This window comes from Brevundimonas sp. UYEF29 (assembly GCF_040546195.1).
Lineage (GTDB): Bacteria > Pseudomonadota > Alphaproteobacteria > Caulobacterales > Caulobacteraceae > Brevundimonas > Brevundimonas huaxiensis.
In genome coordinates this window covers 513,245-533,936 of sequence record NZ_JBEPNH010000002.1, presented here as the reverse complement: position 1 = coordinate 533,936, position 20,692 = coordinate 513,245, and the positions used below count along the sequence as shown (strand labels likewise).

Here is a 20,692-nt window from a genome sequence, read left to right as displayed (position 1 = left end):
CGCGAAGACGAAGCCGTTTTCCGTCCCGCGCGACACTGCGTCATCTTGTCAAACCGCCCCGCGCGCCCCAACTGCAAAGCCTACCCAAATCACACCTTCGCTCGCGACAGGAGCCCTGATGCCGCATGCCGACAGCCTGATTCTCACCCTGGTTGGGGGCTTTGTCCTGGCCTTCGTGTTCGGCATGCTGGCGCATCGGCTGAAACTGTCGCCCCTGGTGGGCTATCTCGTCGCGGGCGTGATCGTCGGCCCTTATACGGGCGGCTTCGTCGCCGACACCGAACTGGCCCCGCAGTTGGCCGAGATCGGCGTCATCCTGCTGATGTTCGGTGTCGGCCTGCACTTCTCGCCCAAGGATCTGATGCAGGTCCGAAAGGTCGCCATTCCCGGCGCCCTGGTTCAGATCGGCGTCGCCACCGTGCTGGGCTGGGGGCTCGGCCGGTTCGTGCTGGGCCTGGGCGATGTCGAGGCTCTGCTGATGGGTTTTGCATTATCCGTCGCCTCGACCGTCGTCCTGCTGCGGGCGCTGGAGGAGCGCAAACAGGTCAAGGGCGAGATCGGCCGCATCGCCGTGGGCTGGCTGATCGTCGAGGATCTGGTCATCGTCATCGCCCTGGTCATGCTGCCCATGGTGCTGGTTCCGGCCGGAACCCAGACGGATTTCGCTGCGCTAGGGACCGACGTCGGCCTGACCCTGCTCAAGGTCGTGCTGTTCGTCGTCGGCATGCTGGTCGTCGGCGGCAAGGTCATTCCCTGGCTGCTGATCCGCATCGCCCACACCAAGTCGCGTGAGCTTTTCACGCTGGGCGTCCTGGCCATCGCCCTGGGAATCGCCTGGCTGGCCTATTTCCTGTTCCACTCCTTCGCGCTGGGCGCCTTCCTGGCCGGTCTGGTGATGAACGCCTCGCCCCTGGGTCACAATGCGGCCGAGCGGTCCCTGCCGCTGCGCGACGCCTTCGCCGTGCTGTTCTTCGTTTCGGTCGGCATGCTGTTCGACCCGATGATCGTGGTGCGCCAGCCGTGGGCGGTCCTGGGCGTGCTGGGCATCGTCATCGTGGGCAAGTCGGTCGCGGCCCTGGTCATCACCCAGACCTTCAAACTGGATCGGCCGACCGGTTTCACCGTCGCCGCGTCCCTGGCCCAGATCGGCGAGTTCTCTTTCATCCTGGCCGCGCTCGGCGTGTCTCTGGGCGCCATGAGCCGCGAGACCCACGATCTGATCCTGGCCGCCGCCCTGCTGTCGATCTCGCTGAACCCCTTCGTCTTCCTGTTCACCGACCGGATGGGCGGCAAGGCGAAGCCGCCCGCAGCCGGCGCGATCCGACCCGCAGCCGGGGACGGTCCGATCACGGATGCGGTCGCGGCGCCCTGAGCCCCTTTCCGCGCCGCCCGCCGCCCGCTATCGTCTGCTCATGGACAAAATCGCCGCAGATCAGGCCGTTCTTCATTATGGCGACGGCGAGTTCGCCGTCTTGAAGCCCGGCCGCTTCGTGCGCTGCGCCGTCACGGACAAACCGATTCCGCTCGAAGTCCTCCGCTACTGGAGCCCGACCCGCCAGCAGCCTTACTACGGTCCCGCCGAATTCATCGCGTCGATGCAAGCCGCCACATGATCCCGTCGCGCCGCGCCCTGCTGACCGGCGCGGGCGCCAGCCTGATCGCCGCGCCGTTGATGGCTGAAGACCGCAACGCCCTGCCGCTGGCCCTGAACGGCGCTTGGCGTCAGGGCGGCTATGCCTTCGGTCGCACCGCGCCGCGCGCCCTGATCTTCGTCGACGGCGAGGCCCTGACCACCGCCTCGGCCGCCGGCCTCTTCGTGATCGGCTTCGACCGCGACGCCGGTCCGACCACCCAAATCGAGGCCCGGTCCGGCGACCGGTCCGCCCGCCGCACGCTCGACATCGCTCCCTACGCCTTCCCGTCAACCAGCGTGAACGGCCTGCCGCCCTCGACCGTCGAGCCCAGCGATCCCGCTCTGCTGGCCCGCATCCAGCAGGAGGTCGCGCTGAAGACCGAGGGCTTCGCCAGCCGCATCGACGCCGATGACTTCAAGAATGGCTTCATCTGGCCGCTGGAGAGCTACCGGGTCTCCAGCGCCTGGGGCGCTCAGCGCGTCCTGAACAGAACGCCCGCCCGGCCCCACTACGGCATCGACTTGGCCGCCCCCCAGGGCAGCGTGATCCGCGCCCCCGCCGACGGCCGCATCGCCTTCGTCCGCCCCGACATGCATTTCGAGGGCGGCCTGACCCTGATCGACCACGGCCAGGGCCTGATCAGCTGCTATCTGCACCAGTCGCAGCTTGACGTGGCGCTGGGCCAGCGCGTCCGTCGCGGCAATCCGCTGGGTCGCGTCGGCATGACCGGCCGCGCCACCGGCCCCCACCTGTGCTGGCGCATGAAATGGCGCGATCGCAACCTGGATCCGTCACTCATGATCGGGGCGCGTGTTCCAGAAAGTCTAGCCTGATCAAAGGCTCCTCTTGCGAGACTACGCATATCCCCTTAGCCTCGATCGAAGATCTGGCGGGGCCCGATGTTTTCTCTGAAATCGCTGAACGTCCTGCTTGTGGACGATAATCAGAACATGCGCGCCATCGCGTCGGCCGTGCTGCATTCGGCCGACATCCGCAACGTCTATGAGGCGTCAGAAGGCGCCACGGCTTTCGATCTGCTGCGTCGCCACGCGATCGATCTGGCCATCGTCGATTTCAACATGTTTCCGCTGGACGGGGTCGAATTCACACGGCTGGTCCGCACCAGCCCCAACAGCCCCAATCCGTTTCTGCCGATCATCATGATGACCGGCCATTCCGAACGCAGCCGCGTCTACGAGGCCCGCGACGCCGGGGTGACCGAATTCATCGTCAAGCCGATCACCGCTAAGGCCGTGCTGGATCGCCTGAACGCCGTCATTATGCGGCCCCGCCCCTTCATCAAGGCCGACGGCTATATCGGCCCCTGCCGTCGACGCCGCGATACGCCCGACTACGCCGGGCCTTACCGTCGAGGATCGGACGCCTCGCGGTCCAACGCCGCATAGACCTTGTCCGGCCAGCGCTTGTGGACCCAGAACCAGTCCACGGGATGCTCTTTCACCCGATCCTCGACGAAGCGATTGGCGGCCTGAATGCCGGCCAGGGTATCGGCCGCCTTGTCCTCGCTTTGATTGACCACGATCGGCTCGTGCGCCGTCACCCGGAACCGCACGCCCGGCAGGCGCACCACCGACAGCGGCAGCATGACCGTGTCGAACTTCAACGCCAGCCTCGCCGCTCCGGGCGAGGCGTTCACCGGCTGACCGAAGAACTCCACCTCCGGCCCCTGATTGTATTTCTGATCGACCAGCAGGGCGATGGAATCGCCGCGCTTCATCCCCGCCATCAGCTCGCGCGTCCCGTCGCCCTTGGGCGCGAACAGGCGGATGCCGTAACGCTCCCGGCTCTGGCGGATCAGGGCGTCGACGTACGGATTATTGGCGGCACGATAGGTCACCTGACACGGCACGCCCGAGGCCATGATCACCGCCGCCATCACCTCGAAGTTGGCCAGATGGCCCGAGATCAAAACGGCCGGCTTGCCGCTGTTGCGCAGGGCGTGCAGCCGCTCCATTCCGACCACCTCGACCCGCCCGCCTTCTGGCGTCAGATGATCCATGACCGCCAGTTCGGCGAAGGTCCGCCCCGTCTGATCCCACTGGGCCAGGGCCAGCGCCTGACGCTGCGCCTCGCCCATGTCGGGAAAGGCGATGCGGAGGTTTCGCATCACCGTCTTCTGCGTGCCGGTCAGCGGCCCCAGGGTGCGCAGCAGCCAGCCGCCCAACCCCGAAGCCCGCTCGACGCCCAACAGGCGCAGAAAGCCGAACAGCGCCTGAAAGCCGAAGGCCTCTAGGCGCCAGATCAGATCCTGCTTCACGCTTGTCGCGCTACCGCCCGTTGGGCGGCTTGAGCGCGTGTCTTCACCAGGCAATCGTCAATCCACCGTCCACCACAAGGGTCTGGCCGGTCACATAGGCCGACGCAGGGCTGCACAGATAGACCGCCGTGCCCGCGATTTCATCGGGCTGGCCAATCCTTTTCAGCGGCGCCGGTTCGGTAACCTGTTTCAGCAGCTCCGGATTCTCCCACAGGTACTTGGCGAAATCGGTCTGAACCAGCCCGGGCGCGATGCAGTTGACCCGCACGTTCGACGGCCCCCACTCCACCGCCAGATTGCGCACCAGCTGCATGTCCGCCGCCTTGGAGATATTGTAGGCGCCGATCAACGCATTGCCGCGCAGGCCCCCGATGGACGAGATCACTAGGATCGACCCGTCCTTGCGCTCCACCATCTGCGGCGCGACCATCTGGATCAGCCAGTGGTTCGAGATGACGTTATTCTGCAGGATCTTTTCGAACTGGTCGTCGGCGATGCCCGCCATCGGCCCGGCGTAGGGATTGGTCGCGGCGTTGCAGACCAGGATGTCGATCTGGCCGAAGGCGGCGTTGGTCTCATCGACCAGCCGCTGCAAATCCTCCTTCGAGGCGATGTTGGCGGGAACAGCGATGGCCCGACCCTCGCCATACTTGCCGTTGATCTCGGCGGCGACCTCGTCGCACGGCCCGGCCTTGCGCGACGAAATGACGACCTTGGCGCCATGTTCGGCCAGCCGTTCGGCGATGGCCTTGCCGATTCCCCGCGATGAGCCGGTGATGATTGCGACCTTGCCGGTCAGATCGAACAGTTCCATTGCGTTTCCCGTAGGTTTGGCGGGGATATTTGCAGCCCCGCTCTAGCCGAATGACATTGATAGCCTGATACTCAGGCGATTCCATCCGGGAGTGGCCGACCGCCAGCCGATGCGCAACGTAACAACGGGCTTTCTCTACTTCGCCTATCTGTTCCTCGGCATGACCGTGGGCGCCTTTCTATGGCGCGCGGGCTTAGGGATCGGCGCAGGCGTGGCCGGAACGCTCGGCGCACTGGGACTGTTGGGCGCCTTCCACGGCATCGTCACCGGCATCGCCGAGCGCCGCGTCCTGAAGAAGGAAATCGGTCAGGTCCGCGAGGCCCACCGCCTGCTCGCCGATGCGATGGAATCGACCCAGGGCGCCCTGACCGAATTGGCGCACGCCATCGAGACCGGCGTCCTGTCCGACACCGACGCCCTGACCGGCGAGGTCCGTATGCTGGAATCGCTGGTCCAGCAGATGAGCGAAAGCATCGACGAGCGCCTGGCCGCCGCACCGCATATCGGCGTCGAGACCTTCGAGGGCCGCCGCATGGCCCAGTCCAACGTACTGCTGCGCACCATCCACGAAGCGCTCAGCGAAGGGCGCGTCGATCTGTATCTGCAGCCGGTCGTCTCTCTGCCTCAGCGCCGGACGATCTTCTACGAGAGCTTCACCCGGCTGCGGGACGCCACCGACCGCGTTATGATGCCGGCCGAATATCTGTCCCTGGCCGAGGGCGAGGGCCTGGTGCCGGCGATCGACAATCTGCTGCTGTTCCGCTGCGCCCAGATCGTGCGGCGGCTGGCGCGTCAGGATCGCAAGGTCGGCGTCTTCTGCAACGTGGCCCTGACCTCGCTGGGCGACGAGACCTTCTTCCCGCAGTTCCTGGACTTCCTCAGCGAGAACCGCGACCTGAACCAGGCGCTGATCTTCGAACTGGGTCAGGCCACCTTCGACGCCCGCGGCGCTATCGAGGCGCGCAACATGGCCAAGCTGGCTGACCTGGGCTTCCGCTTCTCGCTGGACAAGGTGCAGACGCTGGACCTCGACTTCGCCGACCTGCAGCGCTCGGACGTCAAGTTCATCAAGGTCGCGGCCGACCTGATGATCGAGCAACTGCTGGACTTGGACGGCGGCGCGCCTTTGCGCTCCATGCCCGACATCCAGGCGGCCGACTTCGCCGCCCTGACCCGCCGCTACGGCGTCGAGGTCATCGCCGAAAAGGTCGAGAACGAACGCCAGGTCGTCGACATCCTCGAGCTCGACGTCGGCATGGGCCAGGGCCACCTGTTCGGCGAACCCCGCGCCATCAAGGAACAGGTTTTGGCCGAAACCGACCCCCCGGCCGAGTTCCTGCGCTCCACCCTGCGCAGCGCCGAGCAGCGCAGGCGCTTCAGCTAGTCATGCGCTTGCGGCACGTCGGTTCGCTTACCGCGTGCCTGCTGTTGTCCGCTTGCAGCTCCGAGCCGGAATTCCTGATGTCGGACCGGACGGAAACTCTTGAATGCCAGCCTGGTGAAGCTGTCGATCTGACGCTACGCACATTTGGCGGCGGTAAGGTCCTTGAGATCAGCAGCCCCACATTAAAGCCTGTCCGACTACGGTTCGTGCGCGGAGGTATCGCCGAAGATTACTATCGCGGCAATGGCGTCGAAGCCTGGGTAGACCCAGAAATTCGATTGAAGTTTACCGATGGTCGCCAAATCGGTCCGTGTAATTGACGAGCGTCCGCCACACCTTCTCCATCAAGACGAGAAGGGCTAAGGACCAGCCCATGACCCTCCCCCACGCCCTGCCCCACCTCGGCGCCGTCGCCGGCGACTATGACATCCTGCTCTGCGACGTGTGGGGCGTGATCCATAACGGCCGCGAGAGCTGGGCCGCGCCGTGCGAGGCGCTTACGCGGTTCAACCGCGAGGGCGGCCATGTCGTGCTGATCTCGAACTCACCCCGCCCGGCGTCCGACGTGATCGCTCAGCTGGACGGGCTGGGCGTGCCGCGCGAGGCGTGGAAGGCCTTCGTCACCTCCGGCGATGCGACCCGCGCTGAACTGGCCAAGCGCGCGCCCGGCCCGGCCTGGATCGTCGGCCCCGAACGTGACGCGCCACTATACGCCGGCCTTGGCCTTGAGCGCGCCGCGTCGCCTGAGGACGCCGCCTTCATCTCCGTCACCGGCCCGGTGGACGACACGGTCGAGACGCCCGAAGACTACCGTGAGCGGTTCGCCGTCGGCGCCGCACGCGACATCGAACTGATCTGCGCCAATCCCGACCGGGTCGTCCAACGCGGCGACCAGCTGATCTACTGCGGCGGTTCGCTGGCCGACCTGTATGAATCGCAGGGCGGCCGGGTCGTCATGGCGGGCAAGCCCTTCGCCCCGATCTACGACCTGGCGATCAAGGAGGCGGAAGGCCTGCTGGGCCGGCCCGTCGATCGCTCGCGCGTCCTGTGCATCGGCGACGGCGTCGTCACCGACGTGATGGGCGCAAACGCGCAAGGGCTGGACTGCCTGTTCATCGCCCAAGGCATCCACGGCGACCAGGCCAAGGGCGAAGACGGCGCGCTCGACCCGGCCCGCGCCGCCGCTTTGCTGAAGGCGGAAACGACCTATGCGCGATACGCCGCGCTCGAACTGAACTGGTAAGGCTCGCCATTTTGTCGCACCGCCGCTAAAGCCTCATCCATGGTCGAATTGGTTCAGCAGCATCCGTCCGGTGGTTACATCTTGGACGAACTTCACGTCGGCATGGCGGCCGAGAAAATCGTCGTCGCGACGGAGGACCGCATTCGGCTGTTCGCCGAGGCGTCCGACGACTTCAACCCGGTGCATCTGGACGAGGCCTTCGCCTCCAAGACCGCCTATCGCGGCCGGATCGCCCACGGCCTGCTCAGCGCCTCGTTCGGCTCTGCGGTGGTCGGCACCATCCTGCCGGGCGCCGGCTCGATCTACATCTCCCAGACCCTTGCCTTCCATCAGCCGGTGCGGATTGACGACGTCGTGCGCATCCTGATCACCGTGATCGAGGTCGAGCCCGAGAGCGCGCGGGTCAAGCTCAGCTGCGAAGGCTTTGTCGGCGAGACCATGATCATGGACGGCGTCGCCGTCGTCCGCGTCCCGCGCCGGCGCAAACCGTCCCAGCGTTGATGCAGATTGTCCGCGACTGGCGCGACCTGCCGGACGCGCTGAAAGGCGCGGCGGTCGCCGTCGGCGCCTTTGACGGCGTGCATCGCGGGCATCAGGCCGTCATCGCCGGCGCACGTGACGCGGCGGAACGGCTGGGCGCGCCGTTGGGCGTCGTCAGCTTCGATCCTCATCCTCGCCGCTGGTTCCAGAAGGACGCCGCGCCCTTTCGACTGATGACGGCCGATCAGATGGCCGAGGCCCTGGCGCCGCTGGGTGTGGAGATCCTGTATCTTCTGCCCTTCGACGCCGAGATGGCCGGCATGACCGACTCCGCCTTCGCCGAGCGGGTTCTGGCCGAGGGTCTGGGCATTCGCCACGCCGCCGTCGGGTTCGACTTCACCTTCGGAAAGGGCCGCTCCGGCTCGCCCGAGGCCTTGCGCGCCTATGGCGAGCGGCTGGGCTTCACCGTGTCGGTCGCCGAACGGCTGGATGACGCGGACGGGCTGAAACTGTCGTCCAGCGCCGTGCGCGAGGCCCTGAAGGCCGGCGACATGGCCCGCGTCGCCGCCATCCTGGGCCGCCCCTTCGCTATTCGCGGCGAGGTGATCCACGGCGACAAGCGCGGCCGCACCATCGGCGTGCCGACGGCCAATGTCGCACTCGGCGACTATATGCGCCCCGCCTATGGCGTCTATGCGACCCGCAGCCGATTGCCGGACGGGCGGGTTATCGACGGCGTCGCCAGCCTGGGCGTGCGTCCCATGTATGCGCTGGAAACCCCGCTGATGGAGGTCTGGCTGTTCGACTTCGACGGCGACCTCTACGGCCAGACGCTGGACACTGAACTGGTCGCCTGGCTGCGCGGCGAGGAGACCTTCGACGGTCTCGACGCCCTGAAGACCCAGATAGACGCCGATGCGGCGGCGGCGCGAACCATCCTCAGCCGATCATAGAGGCCGCAGCTCCGCCGCGAACCGCTTCCAGTTCTGCACATAGTGTTCGGCCGACATCTGCAGCACGGCGATGTGCGCCGGGTCACGTTCCCGCACCACCTTGCCGGGCTGGCCCACCACCAGACTGTTGTCCGGGATGATCTTGCCCTCGGTAATCAGCGCATTGGCGCCGATGATGCAGTTGCGCCCGATCTTGACCCCGTTCAGCACCACCGCCCCGATGCCGATCAGGCTGTAGTCCCCGACCTCGCAGCCATGCAGCATGGCCTTGTGCCCCACCGTCACGCCGCGCCCCAGCGTCAGCGGCGAACCCATGTCGGTGTGCAGCACGCTGCCGTCCTGAATGTTGCTGTCAGGCCCCACTGTGATCGGATCGTTGTCCCCGCGCAGCACGGCGCCGAACCAGACACTGGCGTTGGACTGGAGAATCACATTTCCTATCACCGATGCGCTTGGCGCCACCCAGTATTCGCCCTGCGGCGGAAGCTGCGGTTTGCTGTCGCCCAAGGCGTAAATGGTCATCTGTACACCGCCTAATCTTTGAAAACGAGGGCTTTAACGGATCGCTAACCACGATAGCATCATTCTGTTGATGCGATTCGTGGGTCGCCATTTCGGCCCCGGATCCGAAACCGGATCAAGCCCGATCCGGTCATCAAGTCGGGGCTTTCGCGTGGCGCGTTGGGATCCTGGTTCGGTTGTTCGGCGGCGGGCGCACCCCGTTGCAGACGGCTCTGCTGTCGATCCGGGCCGCCGCTCTGCAGGCCGCGACCTCTTCCTCCCCAAGACCATCCAAGGCGGCGCCCGTTCGGGTCCGCCTTTTTTCATGCCCTGGAGGCGTCCATGACCAAGCGTGCTGCAACCAAGCGTCAAACGCGTGAACACGGAATCCTGGATTCGCGTGATTTCATGGAGGAGTCGAAAGTTCGTCGGCTTCACGCCCCGCATAACGAGCGATCAGGGTGGTCGCCCTATCCTTCGAACGACGACCGCGACCAAGGCTATCTGAAGACGCTGAAGCCCAAGTCCGAGGGCCAGGGCGAGCTGATGGAGGCCATCGACCACCACAACCTGGTCATGGCGCTGGGTCCCGCAGGCACCGGCAAGACCTACCTCGCCGTCGCCAAGGCGGTCGAGGCGCTGGAGGCGGGCAAGGTGGGCCGGATTGTCCTCAGCCGCCCCGCTGTCGAGGCCGGCGAATCCATCGGCTTCCTGCCCGGCGACATGGAAGACAAGCTGGCCCCCTATCTGCGCCCGCTTTACGACGCCCTGTCCGATCGTCTGTCGATGAAGCGGGTCAAGGCGCTGATGGCCGAAGGTCTGATCGAGATCGCCCCGGTCGGCTATATGCGCGGCCGCACGTTGAATAACGCCTTCATCGTCGTCGACGAGGCGCAGAACTGCACCTACGTCCAGCTCAAGATGCTGCTGACACGCCTGGGCTGGCATTCGACCATGGTGGTGACGGGCGACCCGCAGCAGTCGGACCTGCTGCCCGGCATCTCGGGCCTGTCGGACATCTCGGCGCGACTGGAGGCCGTACCCGACATCGCCGTGGTGCGTCTGGCCGAGCGCGACATCGTCCGTCACCCGCTGGTCGCCTCGATGATCGGCGTCCTCTAGCTCTGATCCTGCAGCCGACGCTGGATGGCGTCGGCTGCAGACCCGTTGCACCGCGAAACCAAAAGCCATTGTCCCCGGGCGCACCGCACCGCTAAAGGTCGGCTCGCGGCTGATGAGGGATTTCGATGCGCGTAGCGATGATTGGGACGGGCTATGTGGGCCTGGTTTCCGGCGCCTGTTTCGCCGACTTCGGCCATGTCGTCACCTGCATCGACAAGGACCCGTCCAAGATCGAGCGGCTGGAGCGGGGCGAAATCCCGATCTATGAGCCGGGGCTGGATGATCTGGTCGCCGCCAATGTGCGCGAGGGTCGACTGTTCTTCACCCTGGACGGCGCCGAGGCCATTCGCCGGGCCGACGCCGTCTTCATCGCCGTGGGCACGCCGACGCGGCGCGGCGACGGTCATGCCGACCTGTCCTACGTCCACGCCGCCGCTGAAGAAATCGCCGGCCTGATCGAAGGCTTCACGGTCGTCGTCACCAAGTCGACCGTTCCGGTCGGCACGGGCGACGAAGTCGAAGCCATCATCAAGAAGACCAATCCGAACGCCGACTTCGCCGTCGTCTCCAACCCCGAGTTCCTGCGTGAAGGCGCCGCCATCGGCGACTTCAAACGTCCCGACCGCGTGGTCATCGGCATCGACGACATAACCGGCGACGCCGGCGGCCGCGCGCAGAAGGTCATGAGCGAACTTTACCGTCCGCTGAACCTGAACGAGAGCCCGCTGCTGTTCGTGGGCCGTCGCACGTCCGAGCTGATCAAATACGCCGCCAACGCCTTCCTGGCGATGAAGATCACCTTCATCAACGAGATGGCCGACCTGTGCGAAGCCGTCGGCGCCGACGTTCAGCAGGTCGCACGCGGCATCGGCCTGGACAAGCGCATCGGCTCGAAATTCCTGCACGCCGGACCGGGCTATGGCGGCTCGTGCTTCCCCAAGGACACGATCGCCCTGGTCCGCACCGCCCAGCAATATGGGGCCCCGACAAAGCTGATCGAGGCCACGGTCGAGGTCAACGACGCCCGCAAGAAGGCCATGGCCGACCGCGTCGCCGCGACCCTGGGCACGAGCGTCCAGGGCAAGACGATCGCCCTCCTGGGCCTGACGTTCAAGCCCAACACCGACGACATGCGTGACGCCCCGTCGCTGGACATCGCGCCTGCCCTGATCGCCGCCGGCGCGACCGTCCAGGCCTTCGATCCCGAAGGCATGCACGAGGCCGCCAAGCTGTTGCCCGACATCCAGATGAAGGACAGCGCCTATGACGCCGTCGTCGGCGCCGACGCCGTCGTCCTCGTCACCGAATGGGACCAGTTCCGCGCCCTGGATCTGGACCGCATCAAGCTGCTGATGAAACAGCCGGTCCTGGTCGATCTGCGTAACATCTATCGGTCCGAGGACATGAAGCATCGCGGCTTCCGCTACATGGGCATCGGGCGCGGCTGATGGGCGCGCCGATCCTCGTCACAGGCGCGGCCGGCTTCATCGGCATGCACGTCGCCGAGCGTCTGCTGGACCGGGGCGAGCAGGTGATCGGCGTCGATGTCTTCAACGACTACTATGATCCGCGCCTGAAGGCCGCCCGCGCCGCCCGGCTCGAAGAGCGAGACGGCTTCAAGATGGTCCGCGCCGACATCGCTGACCACGCGCAGATGCGCGCGCTGGTCGCGGACGCCGGGGTCAAGCAGATCGTCCACCTCGCGGCCCAGGCCGGGGTCCGCTACTCCCTCGAGAACCCCTTCGCCTACGAGCGGTCCAACCTGGCCGGCCATCTGTCAATGCTGGAGGCCGCGCGGCACAACGACGTGACGCACCTAGTCTATGCCTCGTCCAGTTCGGTCTATGGCGACCGGCCTCTGGAGGGTTCGGGCTTCCGAGAGGACGACCCGACCGTCCACCCGGTGTCGCTCTACGCCGCGACCAAACGCTCGTGCGAATTGATGAGCCAGAGCTACGCCAGGCTTTATCGCTTTCCGCAGTCGGGCCTGCGGTTCTTCACAGTCTATGGACCCTGGGGCCGGCCCGACATGGCCTATTTCAGCTTCACCCAGAAGATCGTGCGCGGCGAGCCGATCGAGGTCTATGGCGAAGGCCGGATGGCGCGCGACTTCACCTATATCGACGACATCGTCGACGGCGTGGTCGCCGTTCTGGACCGTCCCCCCGCGCGGGGCGTCCATGAGGTCTACAACATCGGCGACAGCCAGCCCGTCGGCCTGACGGAGATGATCTCTACTCTGGAAACCGCGTTGGGCGTCAGCGCGAACAAGATCATGCGGCCGATGCAGCCCGGCGACGTCACCGCCACCTATGCGGACATTTCAAAGCTGAACGCCCTGTGCGGTTATCAGCCCAAGGTCCCGCTGAAGATCGGACTGGAAAAGTTCGTCGCCTGGTGGCGTCAATACGAGAACGGTTGATGCAAGAAGGCTGGGGGGCCGATGCGACGCGAAATCCTGCCGGCGGGCGTCGCCCTGATGCTGTTCGGCGCAACCGACGCCTCGGCCCAGGCTTTGCGCTCGGCTCAGGACGCACAAATCGACCTCTTCGTTCGCAACCGCGCGGTCGCCGTGCGCGACCGGCCGCAACCCGCCTATGATCCGCTGGGCATCCGGGCCGGCGGTTTCACGGCCTTTCCCCGGCTTCAGTCGGGCGTCGTCCATGACGACAATGTCTTTGCGGCCGAAGACAACCGTCAGCCTGCAACGACCTTGCGCCTGATGCCTGAGGTCGTCGTCCGATCCCACTGGTCGCGCCACGCACTTGAAACCCGCGCCCGCGCCGAAATCGCCCGGAATCTCGATTTCGACAGCGAGAACACGACCGACTGGAGCCTGGGCGGCGCCGGCCGTCTGGACGTCGTTCGAGGCGTCGACGTCACCTTGGCCGCCGACTACGCCCGCGATCATGAGGCCCGCACGGCCGCCGGCGCCGATCCCGCCGCTCGCCGCCCGATCGCCTTCGATCTGGCTTCCGCCTCGCTAGCGGCGACGCGCACGCGAGGTCGATTACGCCTGTCAGCCAATGCCGCCGTCCTTGGTTACGACTACCGCGATGGACTGAGCGTTACCGGCGCCGTCATCGAACAGGACGACCGGGATCGCACCGTCGCCCGCCTGACCGGCCGCGCCGACTACGCCCTCTCTCCCGCGGCAGCCCTGTTCGTCCAGGTCGCCCGCGATGACCGCGACTATCGCATCGTGTCAGGGTCCCCGGAACGATCCTCGTCCGGCCACGAAGCCCTGGCTGGCGTGGACTTCGAGTTGGGTGCGCTGATCCGGGGCGAGGTCGCCGCCGGCTATATCCGCCAGGATTTCAAAGACTCAGCCTATGGCGATCTCGATGGTATCGGCGGTCGTGCGCGCCTGTCGTGGTTTCCGACGCAACTGACGACCCTGACCGCCACCGCCGGGCGCAGCGTCGAGGACACCGGCGTGATCGGCTCGGCCGGCGCCCTGCGCACCGACGTGTCGATCGGCGTGGACCACGAACTGCTGCGCAATCTCATCCTGACGGCGGAAACGGCGTGGAGCGAAGACGACTACAACGGCCTCGACCGCACCGACACCCGCTTCGCCGCCAGCTTCAGCGCCATCTATCGCCTCGATCGTCGCTACGGCCTGACCGCCGGCCTGGCCTATCTCGACCAATCCTCGTCCGGCATGGCGGCAGGACCCACATATCGCTCGACGCGCCTGTCCATCGCGGTCGTCTCCCAGTTCTAATCGCACGGCCACGGCGCGAAGATTGACAACCTGGAGGCATCATCGCACCACTAGACGGGACGATCACCGTTCGATGGCGCGATGACTTACCACGACACCGCGATCGGCAGTCCCGGCCAGCCGGCGGACGACGCCATCGACCTCCACGCCCTGATCGCCGCCTTCCGCCGTCGTCTCGGTCTGTTTATCGCCGTCGCAGCTGCCGTCTGTCTGATCGTACTGGCGCTGATGCTGGGCCAGCCGCCGGTCTATACCGCGACCGCCAGCCTCCAGATTAACACCCGCAAGGAACAGGTCGTGGCGGGACAGGCCGTGCTGTCGGCGCTCGACGCCGAAGCGGCCATCGTCGACACCGAGGTCGAGGTTCTGAAGTCACCCCAGCTTGCCGCCCAGGTCGTGCAGACGCTGGGCCTGATCCGCGATCCGGAGTTCAACGCCCGCCTGCGATCCTCGCCCCTCACCCAACACCTGTCGCGCGCCACGCCTGCGCCGACCAATGCTGAGATCGAGCGTCAACAGGTGATCGACGCCGTCCGTCGGCGCCTGACCGTGCGCCGCGTCGGCCTGACCTATTCGATGGCGATCAGCTTCACCTCCGAAGACCCGACCAAGGCGGCCCGCATCGCCAACGCCTTCGCCGGCGCCTATCTCCAGTCTCAACTCACCGCCAAGTTCGACGCCAACGCCCAGGCCAACACCTTCCTGGGCGCCCGGCTGGAAGACCTGCGCCGCCAGGTCGAGGCCGCCGACGCCGCCGTCTCCGCCTACCGGATCGAAAACGGCCTGCTCAGCGCCCAGGGTGCCACCCTGACGGAGCAGGAGATCTCGGCCTACAACCAGCAACTCGCTCTGGCCCGCGCACAGCAGGCCGAACAGGACGCCCGCCTGCGCACCGCCCGCGCCCAAATGGCGGCCGGCTCCAACGGCGACGATGTCGGCGAGGCCCTCTCATCTCCCGTCGTCCAGAATCTTCGCGGCCAGCGCGCGGCGATCAGCACCCGCGTCGCGGACCTCTCCGTCCGTTATGGCCCGCTGCACCCCGACATGATCCGCGCTCGTCAGGAGCTGTCCGACATCGACGCGCAGATCCAGGCCGAGATCCGCCGTGTCGTCTCGAATCTGGACGCCCAGGCCCAGGTCGCCCGCCAACGCGCCGCCTCGGTCCAGTCCAGCCTGGACGCCGCGCGCGCCGCCTTGGCCGACAACAACGTCGCCTCGGTGCGCCTGCGCGAACTGGAGGGCGAAGCCGAGGCCGCCCGCGCCATCTACCGCGCCTTCCTGGATCGCTATCGCGAGACCAGCGCCCAGACCGGCGTCGAACAGGCGGACGCCCGCATCGTCTCGCGCGCCACGCCTCCGACCGCGCAAAGCGCGCCGAACCTGATGATCAGCCTCGCGCTTGCCCTGTTGCTGGGCACGGCGGCGGGAACCGGGGCTGTCATAATCGCCAACGCCATGCAGACCGGCCTCAGCGGCCCCGATGACATCGAGCGCAGGCTGGGCGTCGGCGCCGTCGGCGCCGTTCCCCTCGCCTCATCCGTGGCGGCGGCGGAGGATCAGACGCTGCATCCGATCGACCTCGTCGTCCAACGCCCGCTGTCGGTCTTCGCCGAGGCCTTCCGGGCGCTGCGCACCTCAATCACCCCCATCGTCAGCGTCGTGGGCGAGCCGTCCGCGCGCTTGGTCGCCGTCACCTCCGCCCTGCCCGGCGAAGGCAAGACCACCACAGCCGTCTGTCTGGCGCGCGTCGCCGCGCGCTCCGGCGGACGCGTTCTCTTGATCGACGGCGACCCGCGTCGGCGCGGCGTGACGCGAATGCTGGGCCTGAACCCCGACCACGGCCTGGCCGAGGTCCTGCATGGCGCAGCGGCCTGGAGAAACGTCGCGGTGCTGGACCCGGTCTCCGGCGCGCAGGTTCTGCCCCTGTCGGGATCAGGCCTGTCGGCCGACGACCTGTTCGGCGCCCCGCCGATGACCGCCCTGCTCGATGAACTGCGGCAGGCCTTCGACCTGATCGTCATCGACACCGCGCCCGTTCTGGTCCTTGCCGACGCCCGCATCCTGGCGGCGAAAGCCGACAGCGTCGTCCTGCTCGCCCGCTGGCGAAAAACGCCCGCGCGCGCCGTCGCCGCCGCTTTGCGCATCCTGCATCAGGCGGGCGCCAGCCCCCTCGGCGTGACCCTGAGCCAGGTTGATGTCCGGGCGCAGGCCGGTCTAGGCTATGGCCAAGCCGACTATGATTACCGAGCCTACAGAAAATACTATGCGGCCTGATTGTCGGTAGAGATCAGGCCGCACAATCAGCTTCACATTCTGCCACCGACGACGAGCACCAGAGTTTGAAACACAACGCCGATCGCGCCAAGCAAGCTGCCGGCGATCGCCAGGCGCAAGCCGAAGGACCGTGTCGCTCCCGGCTTTGCACGCAGGGCAACCAGGCATTTCCAACATAAGGCGCCAATGCTTGCCAGGCAGAAGGCGCTGAAAGTCAGTCCGAAAGCATTCCACGCGCCGGCATCCCCGCGCGCCACGTCGGCGGCGCTGGACAGCAGATACAGGCCCAGGAAATGGGCGGCCCAGATCAGGAGCCCGCCCAGCATCAGCAGCCAGAACCTCATGCGCCGACGCCCGGGAACAGGCGGATCAGAAGGGTCGTCGCTGCGCCCTGAACCGCCGTGAAGACCACGAACAGGGCGACCACCTCGATCGTCGCCGGATAGTGCGGCGAGACCAGGCCGCAAAGCCAGCGCAGCAGGACGAACGGTCCCATCAACAACGAGATGCCGACGAATGTCCCCTGCCAGGCCAACAGCGCATAGACGGTCGCGCCCTGGCTGGAGGCGTCGGGACGCAGGCCCGAATTCCACCAGGCCGAGGCCTCGGCCGCAAAGGCGCCGCCCGCCGCCAGGGTGGCGACCAGCATCAGGACAGAGGCGATGCCGGCGCTGCGCGGCCGGTCCAGCTTCAACGCGCCTTGCGAGGCCCAGGCGCCGAGTCCGGCGGCCGCCAGCAGACCCAGAGTCAAAGGCAGGGAGCCGATCTCGGGCGGCGCCTGCCACAGGTCCGGCCGCCGGCTCCACAGGAAGACGTAGGAGAAGCAGGCCATGATCGCGACCATGCCCGACACGATCAGGGTGATGACCATCGCCCACCAGCCGTGGCTGCTGGGGCCGGACACATAGGTCGGCAGTCGCACGCCGCCGCCGACATCCACCGTCGCTGGACCGCTGGGGCGATCCAATCCCCAGCACCATTTGACGATGCAGTAGACGGCCAGCACGCCGCTGACCAAGGAAGCGACATAGGCCTGGATCGTCAGGATCAGGAAGAAGCCGGCGGTGAAGATCGCCCCCCAGACGTACCAGCTGGACGGCCGTGGCATCCGCTGGAGATATTGAGGCTCGGCGTTGATCGGACTTGTGATCATGGTCTCGCGCTCGCCGCGCGGGGCGCCGGGCAAGAAGTAGCGGCCAGCCTCGACGTCGCGCGCCAGGTTCGGTTGGTCCCACACCGGATACAGGCTCTTGATCACCGGGACGGAGCGCAGCGAGTATCGACCTGCGGGCAGCCACTCCAGCCCCGGCCCGCCAAAGACATTGCCCGCGTCCTTGTCGCCGAAGGGCCGGAAGTTGCGGATCATGTCGATCATCCACAACACCACCGCCAGGCCGAACATGAAGGAGCCGACGGTCGAGATCATATTGGGGAGATCCCAGCCCCGATCCGGCAGATAGGTATAGACCCGCCGCGGCATGCCCATCAGCCCGGTCAAATGCATGGGCATGAAGGTCACGTTGTGACCGACGAACATCAGCCAGAAGATCCACTTGCCCCACCGCTCGCTCAGCGGCCGGCTGCTGGACATCGGCGTCCAGTAGTAGATGGCGGCGAAGAGCGGGAAGACCATCCCGCCGATCAGGACGTAATGCAGGTGGGCGACGATGAAATAGCTGTCGTGGGCCTGCCAGTCGAACGGCACCATGGCGACCATGACCCCGGTCAGTCCGCCCATGACGAAGATCACCAGCCCCCCGACCGCGAACAGGCCAGGCGTGTTGAACCGCATCTTGCCCGCCGCCAGGGTGGCGATCCAGGCGAAGACCTGCACGCCCGCCGGCACGCTGACGGCCATGGAGGCGGCGCTGAAATAGTTGATCGAGATCTGCGGCATGCCCGTGGTGAACATGTGGTGCGCCCAGACGCCGAAGCTGATGAAGCCGGTCGCCAGCATGGCCAGGACCACCAGCCGATAACCGACCAGCTTGGTCTGGGCGACAGCCGGGATCAGGGTCGACATCGCACCCGCCGCCGGCAGGAAGATGATGTAGACCTCGGGATGGCCGAAGAACCAGAATAGATGCTGCCACAGCATGGGATCGCCGCCCTTGGCCGCATCGAAGAAGGGCCAGCCCAGCGCGCGTTCCAGCTCCAGCAGCAGGGTCGACAGAATGATCGACGGGAAGGCGATGATGATCATGCAGGCGAAGATCAGCATGGCCCAGGCGAAGATCGGCAACTTGTCCAACGTCATGCCCGGCGCGCGCGTCTTCAGCACCCCGACGATGATCTCGATGGCGCCGGCGATGGCCGAAATCTCGATGAAGCCGATGCCCAGGAGCCAGAAGTCGGCGTTGATGCCCGGCGAGTAAGTCATCGACGTCAGCGGCGGATACATGAACCAGCCGCCATTCGGCGCCAGGCCGAAGAACAACGAGGCGAAGAAGCACAGCCCGCCGACCAGATAGGCCCAGAAGGCGTAGGCACTCAGCCTCGGGAACGGCAAGTCGCGCGCCCCCAGCATCTGCGGCAGCAACAGCACGCCCAGCGCCTCGACCGCAGGCACCGCGAACAGGAACATCATCACCGTGCCGTGCATGGTGAAGATCTGGTTGTAGGTTTCCTGCGCCAGGAAGCCCGTCACCGGCAGGGCCAGCTGGGTCCGCATCAACAGCGCCAGTACGCCCGCCAGCACGAAGAACAGCATGGCCGCGCCGACGTAATAGACGCCGATGTAGTTATTGTTGATCGCCGTGATCCACTCCCACGGCCGCCGCGGGCCGCACCAGACCTCGTCGAGCTGCTCCAGCTCGCCCTTGGGCCGGGCTTCGGTGGTGGGGAAGCGTTTGTAGAGTTCGGGATCGAACCCGGTTTCCGAACTCATTTCAGGCTTTCCAGATAGGCGGCAACGGCGCGCACGTCCTGGCCCGACAGGACCGCATAGGACGGCATCCGATTGCCGGGCTTCAGGCTCTGGCTGTCCAAAATCCAGCCGGCCATCGTCCCCTGATTGTTCGGCAGGATGCCGGCGCCCAGCGTCTGGCGCGAGCCGACGTGGGTCAGGTCCGGTCCCGCCAGACCGTTCGCCTCGGTTCCGCGAATGGTGTGACAGGCGGCGCAGCCCGAGGCGGCGAAGACGTTGCGCCCCTGGTCGATCAAGGCGAGCGGCCCCTGGGCCGAGGGCACGACGGCGGCCGGCCGCGACTGACGCGCCAACCAGGCGGCATAGTCGTCCGGCGCATGGGCGACGACCACCAGCCCCATCAGAGCGTGAGGACCGCCGCAATATTCGGCGCACTGGCCGCCATAGGTACCAGGCGCATCGGCTTGCAGGCGCATGAAGTTGCGGCGGCCGGGGATCATGTCGGTCTTTCCGCCCAGGCGCGGCACCCAGAAGCTGTGAATCACGTCCGCGCTTTCCAGCTCGAACACGACAGGCTGGCCGGCCGGGATATGGACCTCGTTGGCGTCCTGCACGATCTCGCGCCCCTGACCATCGATATAGGCGACGCGCCACCACCACATTTCGCCGGTGACGCGCACCCGCATTTCGCCGGGCTTGGGCGCATCCGCCACCCGCGCGGTCGTGGTCAGCCCATAGACCAGCAGTCCGGTCAGAACGACCACCGGGAAAACCAGTCCCGCAATCCAGATCAGGCGCTCGCCGCCGACCCGCCGCTTCCACTTGCGCGGCCCGAACAGGGCGATGCCGAGCGCCACGGCCATCACGACCATGACCACTGCCGCCATGATGAAGAGAACCCAGGCCACGGTCTGGATCGGTCCGGCGAATGGCCCGGCCGGATCCAGCACGGGCGGCGGCCAGCCGGCGATTCCGGGAGGGACGTCAGTCTTCATCGAGCGTATACAGATAGGCCGCAACGTCGCGGGCTTGGTCTTGCGTCAGGGGCATGGGCGGCATGGCCGTTCCGGGGTCCATCGACGGCGCGTCGATCAGCCAGCGGATCAGAGTATCGGGCTGGTTCGGCAGACGTCCGGCGATCAGGGGACGCGCGCCGAACCCCGCAAGGTTCGAACCGGACCGGCCCTCGGGCCAGGCGACGCCGGGGATCCGGTGACAGGCGGCGCAACCGACCTCCTTGATCACGGCCAGTCCGGCGGCCGGATCGGCCTGAACCACCGGCCGGGGCAGGTCGGACTTGTCCACGCAGGCGCACAGGGCGAGCGCCAGCGCACAGGCCGCCGCCCGTCGTCCCATCACCTCGCCCGTTGTCCGAAAACCCATCCGCCCCCCAAAGCTTCGCCAGAGCAATCCCCT

General features: G+C 66.6%; 20 protein-coding genes. 13 read left to right on the top strand and 7 right to left on the bottom strand.

Annotation, left to right across the window (positions count from 1 at the left end; all coding sequences use genetic code 11):
* Positions 1–118: 118 nt before the first annotated feature.
* From ABIB58_RS05585 to ABIB58_RS05570, 4 genes are all read left to right on the top strand, one after another.
* On the top strand, positions 119–1,372 hold the full coding sequence (locus ABIB58_RS05585; protein WP_185225625.1) for a cation:proton antiporter domain-containing protein: 1,254 nt from the start codon (positions 119–121) through the stop codon (positions 1,370–1,372).
* A gap of 40 nt (positions 1,373–1,412) precedes the next feature.
* Positions 1,413–1,613, top strand: coding sequence for a DUF2093 domain-containing protein (locus tag ABIB58_RS05580; RefSeq protein WP_185225624.1), 201 nt, complete (start codon positions 1,413–1,415; stop codon positions 1,611–1,613).
* On the top strand, positions 1,610–2,467 hold the full coding sequence (locus ABIB58_RS05575; RefSeq protein ID WP_354039532.1) for a M23 family metallopeptidase: 858 nt from the start codon (positions 1,610–1,612) through the stop codon (positions 2,465–2,467). The genes ABIB58_RS05580 and ABIB58_RS05575 overlap by 4 nt, the downstream gene beginning before the upstream one ends.
* Before the next feature lie 66 nt (positions 2,468–2,533).
* On the top strand, positions 2,534–3,040 hold the full coding sequence (locus tag ABIB58_RS05570) for a response regulator (RefSeq protein ID WP_354039530.1): 507 nt from the start codon (positions 2,534–2,536) through the stop codon (positions 3,038–3,040).
* Here ABIB58_RS05570 and ABIB58_RS05565 read toward each other — a convergent pair.
* Both ABIB58_RS05565 and ABIB58_RS05560 read right to left on the bottom strand, forming a co-directional pair.
* Entirely contained in the window at positions 2,998–3,912 is a 915-nt protein-coding gene (locus tag ABIB58_RS05565) for a lysophospholipid acyltransferase family protein (RefSeq protein ID WP_354039528.1), read from the bottom strand. The genes ABIB58_RS05570 and ABIB58_RS05565 overlap by 43 nt on opposite strands.
* 43 nt (positions 3,913–3,955) lie before the next feature.
* On the bottom strand, positions 3,956–4,726 hold the full coding sequence (locus tag ABIB58_RS05560; protein ID WP_295166408.1) for an SDR family NAD(P)-dependent oxidoreductase: 771 nt from the start codon (positions 4,724–4,726) through the stop codon (positions 3,956–3,958).
* A 109-nt stretch (positions 4,727–4,835) separates the two neighbouring features.
* On the opposite strand from ABIB58_RS05560, the gene tipF reads away from it, so the two are divergent.
* From tipF to ABIB58_RS05540, 4 genes are all read left to right on the top strand, one after another.
* Positions 4,836–6,110 (top strand): flagella assembly cyclic-di-GMP phosphodiesterase TipF, encoded by a 1,275-nt coding sequence (tipF, locus tag ABIB58_RS05555; RefSeq protein ID WP_055754202.1) that lies wholly within the window; start codon positions 4,836–4,838, stop codon positions 6,108–6,110.
* 373 nt (positions 6,111–6,483) lie between these two features.
* Positions 6,484–7,353, top strand: coding sequence for a TIGR01459 family HAD-type hydrolase (locus ABIB58_RS05550; RefSeq protein WP_354039525.1), 870 nt, complete (start codon positions 6,484–6,486; stop codon positions 7,351–7,353).
* Between the two features lie 39 nt (positions 7,354–7,392).
* Positions 7,393–7,854, top strand: coding sequence for a MaoC family dehydratase (locus tag ABIB58_RS05545; RefSeq protein ID WP_017506733.1), 462 nt, complete (start codon positions 7,393–7,395; stop codon positions 7,852–7,854).
* Positions 7,854–8,786 (top strand): bifunctional riboflavin kinase/FAD synthetase, encoded by a 933-nt coding sequence (locus ABIB58_RS05540; RefSeq protein WP_045811124.1) that lies wholly within the window; start codon positions 7,854–7,856, stop codon positions 8,784–8,786. Before ABIB58_RS05545 ends, ABIB58_RS05540 begins: the two co-directional genes overlap by 1 nt.
* On the opposite strand, the gene ABIB58_RS05535 is transcribed toward ABIB58_RS05540, so the two are convergent.
* On the bottom strand, positions 8,781–9,308 hold the full coding sequence (locus ABIB58_RS05535; RefSeq protein WP_045811123.1) for a gamma carbonic anhydrase family protein: 528 nt from the start codon (positions 9,306–9,308) through the stop codon (positions 8,781–8,783). The two genes, ABIB58_RS05540 and ABIB58_RS05535, sit on opposite strands and share 6 nt — an antisense overlap.
* Positions 9,309–9,617: 309 nt before the next feature.
* Between ABIB58_RS05535 and ABIB58_RS05530 the strand changes: the two genes are divergently transcribed.
* The 5 genes from ABIB58_RS05530 (at position 9,618) to ABIB58_RS05510 (ending at position 16,410) form a co-directional block, all read left to right on the top strand.
* Positions 9,618–10,409, top strand: coding sequence for a PhoH family protein (locus ABIB58_RS05530; protein ID WP_091752533.1), 792 nt, complete (start codon positions 9,618–9,620; stop codon positions 10,407–10,409).
* 125 nt (positions 10,410–10,534) lie between these two features.
* Positions 10,535–11,857 carry a UDP-glucose dehydrogenase family protein gene (locus ABIB58_RS05525; RefSeq protein ID WP_045811122.1) on the top strand — a complete coding sequence of 441 codons (1,323 nt, stop codon included), beginning with the start codon at positions 10,535–10,537 and terminating at the stop codon, positions 11,855–11,857.
* A complete protein-coding gene (locus ABIB58_RS05520; RefSeq protein ID WP_354039566.1) occupies positions 11,854–12,831 on the top strand; it encodes an SDR family NAD(P)-dependent oxidoreductase in 978 nt (325 codons plus the stop codon). Before ABIB58_RS05525 ends, ABIB58_RS05520 begins: the two co-directional genes overlap by 4 nt.
* A 21-nt stretch (positions 12,832–12,852) precedes the next feature.
* On the top strand, positions 12,853–14,136 hold the full coding sequence (locus ABIB58_RS05515; RefSeq protein ID WP_045811120.1) for an outer membrane beta-barrel protein: 1,284 nt from the start codon (positions 12,853–12,855) through the stop codon (positions 14,134–14,136).
* Between the two features lie 81 nt (positions 14,137–14,217).
* Positions 14,218–16,410, top strand: coding sequence for a GumC family protein (locus ABIB58_RS05510; protein ID WP_354039521.1), 2,193 nt, complete (start codon positions 14,218–14,220; stop codon positions 16,408–16,410).
* Between the two features lie 32 nt (positions 16,411–16,442).
* Here the strand turns inward: ABIB58_RS05510 and ABIB58_RS05505 are convergent, their stop codons facing one another.
* Genes ABIB58_RS05505 through ABIB58_RS05490 form a run of 4 tightly spaced genes read right to left on the bottom strand, consistent with a single transcriptional unit; the run spans position 16,443 to position 20,659 of the window.
* The gene (locus tag ABIB58_RS05505; RefSeq protein WP_045811118.1) at positions 16,443–16,754 is read right to left on the bottom strand and encodes a hypothetical protein; all 312 of its coding nucleotides are present in this window, start codon (positions 16,752–16,754) and stop codon (positions 16,443–16,445) included.
* The gene (locus ABIB58_RS05500; RefSeq protein ID WP_354039518.1) at positions 16,751–19,297 is read right to left on the bottom strand and encodes a cbb3-type cytochrome c oxidase subunit I; all 2,547 of its coding nucleotides are present in this window, start codon (positions 19,295–19,297) and stop codon (positions 16,751–16,753) included. Before ABIB58_RS05500 ends, ABIB58_RS05505 begins: the two co-directional genes overlap by 4 nt.
* A complete protein-coding gene (coxB, locus tag ABIB58_RS05495; protein WP_045811116.1) occupies positions 19,294–20,271 on the bottom strand; it encodes a cytochrome c oxidase subunit II in 978 nt (325 codons plus the stop codon). Before coxB ends, ABIB58_RS05500 begins: the two co-directional genes overlap by 4 nt.
* The gene (locus tag ABIB58_RS05490; RefSeq protein ID WP_045811115.1) at positions 20,261–20,659 is read right to left on the bottom strand and encodes a c-type cytochrome; all 399 of its coding nucleotides are present in this window, start codon (positions 20,657–20,659) and stop codon (positions 20,261–20,263) included. Before ABIB58_RS05490 ends, coxB begins: the two co-directional genes overlap by 11 nt.
* Between the last annotated feature and the right edge of the window lie 33 nt (positions 20,660–20,692).

Excerpts from the sequence above, each read along its gene's own strand:
- ABIB58_RS05500 (WP_354039518.1), bottom strand. The coding sequence starts at position 19,297 with ATGAGTTCGGAAACCGGGTTCGATCCCGAACTCTACAAACGCTTCCCC.
- ABIB58_RS05570 (WP_354039530.1), top strand. The coding sequence starts at position 2,534 with ATGTTTTCTCTGAAATCGCTGAACGTCCTGCTTGTGGACGATAATCAG.
- ABIB58_RS05525 (WP_045811122.1), top strand. The coding sequence starts at position 10,535 with ATGCGCGTAGCGATGATTGGGACGGGCTATGTGGGCCTGGTTTCCGGC.
- ABIB58_RS05535 (WP_045811123.1), bottom strand. The coding sequence starts at position 9,308 with ATGACCATTTACGCCTTGGGCGACAGCAAACCGCAGCTTCCGCCGCAG.
- ABIB58_RS05585 (WP_185225625.1), top strand. The coding sequence starts at position 119 with ATGCCGCATGCCGACAGCCTGATTCTCACCCTGGTTGGGGGCTTTGTC.
- ABIB58_RS05550 (WP_354039525.1), top strand. The coding sequence starts at position 6,484 with ATGACCCTCCCCCACGCCCTGCCCCACCTCGGCGCCGTCGCCGGCGAC.
- ABIB58_RS05580 (WP_185225624.1), top strand. The coding sequence starts at position 1,413 with ATGGACAAAATCGCCGCAGATCAGGCCGTTCTTCATTATGGCGACGGC.
- ABIB58_RS05515 (WP_045811120.1), top strand. The coding sequence starts at position 12,853 with ATGCGACGCGAAATCCTGCCGGCGGGCGTCGCCCTGATGCTGTTCGGC.
- ABIB58_RS05510 (WP_354039521.1), top strand. The coding sequence starts at position 14,218 with ATGACTTACCACGACACCGCGATCGGCAGTCCCGGCCAGCCGGCGGAC.
- ABIB58_RS05545 (WP_017506733.1), top strand. The coding sequence starts at position 7,393 with ATGGTCGAATTGGTTCAGCAGCATCCGTCCGGTGGTTACATCTTGGAC.
- ABIB58_RS05490 (WP_045811115.1), bottom strand. The coding sequence starts at position 20,659 with ATGGGTTTTCGGACAACGGGCGAGGTGATGGGACGACGGGCGGCGGCC.
- ABIB58_RS05575 (WP_354039532.1), top strand. The coding sequence starts at position 1,610 with ATGATCCCGTCGCGCCGCGCCCTGCTGACCGGCGCGGGCGCCAGCCTG.
- ABIB58_RS05540 (WP_045811124.1), top strand. The coding sequence starts at position 7,854 with ATGCAGATTGTCCGCGACTGGCGCGACCTGCCGGACGCGCTGAAAGGC.
- coxB (WP_045811116.1), bottom strand. The coding sequence starts at position 20,271 with ATGAAGACTGACGTCCCTCCCGGAATCGCCGGCTGGCCGCCGCCCGTG.
- tipF (WP_055754202.1), top strand. The coding sequence starts at position 4,836 with ATGCGCAACGTAACAACGGGCTTTCTCTACTTCGCCTATCTGTTCCTC.
- ABIB58_RS05505 (WP_045811118.1), bottom strand. The coding sequence starts at position 16,754 with ATGAGGTTCTGGCTGCTGATGCTGGGCGGGCTCCTGATCTGGGCCGCC.
- ABIB58_RS05560 (WP_295166408.1), bottom strand. The coding sequence starts at position 4,726 with ATGGAACTGTTCGATCTGACCGGCAAGGTCGCAATCATCACCGGCTCA.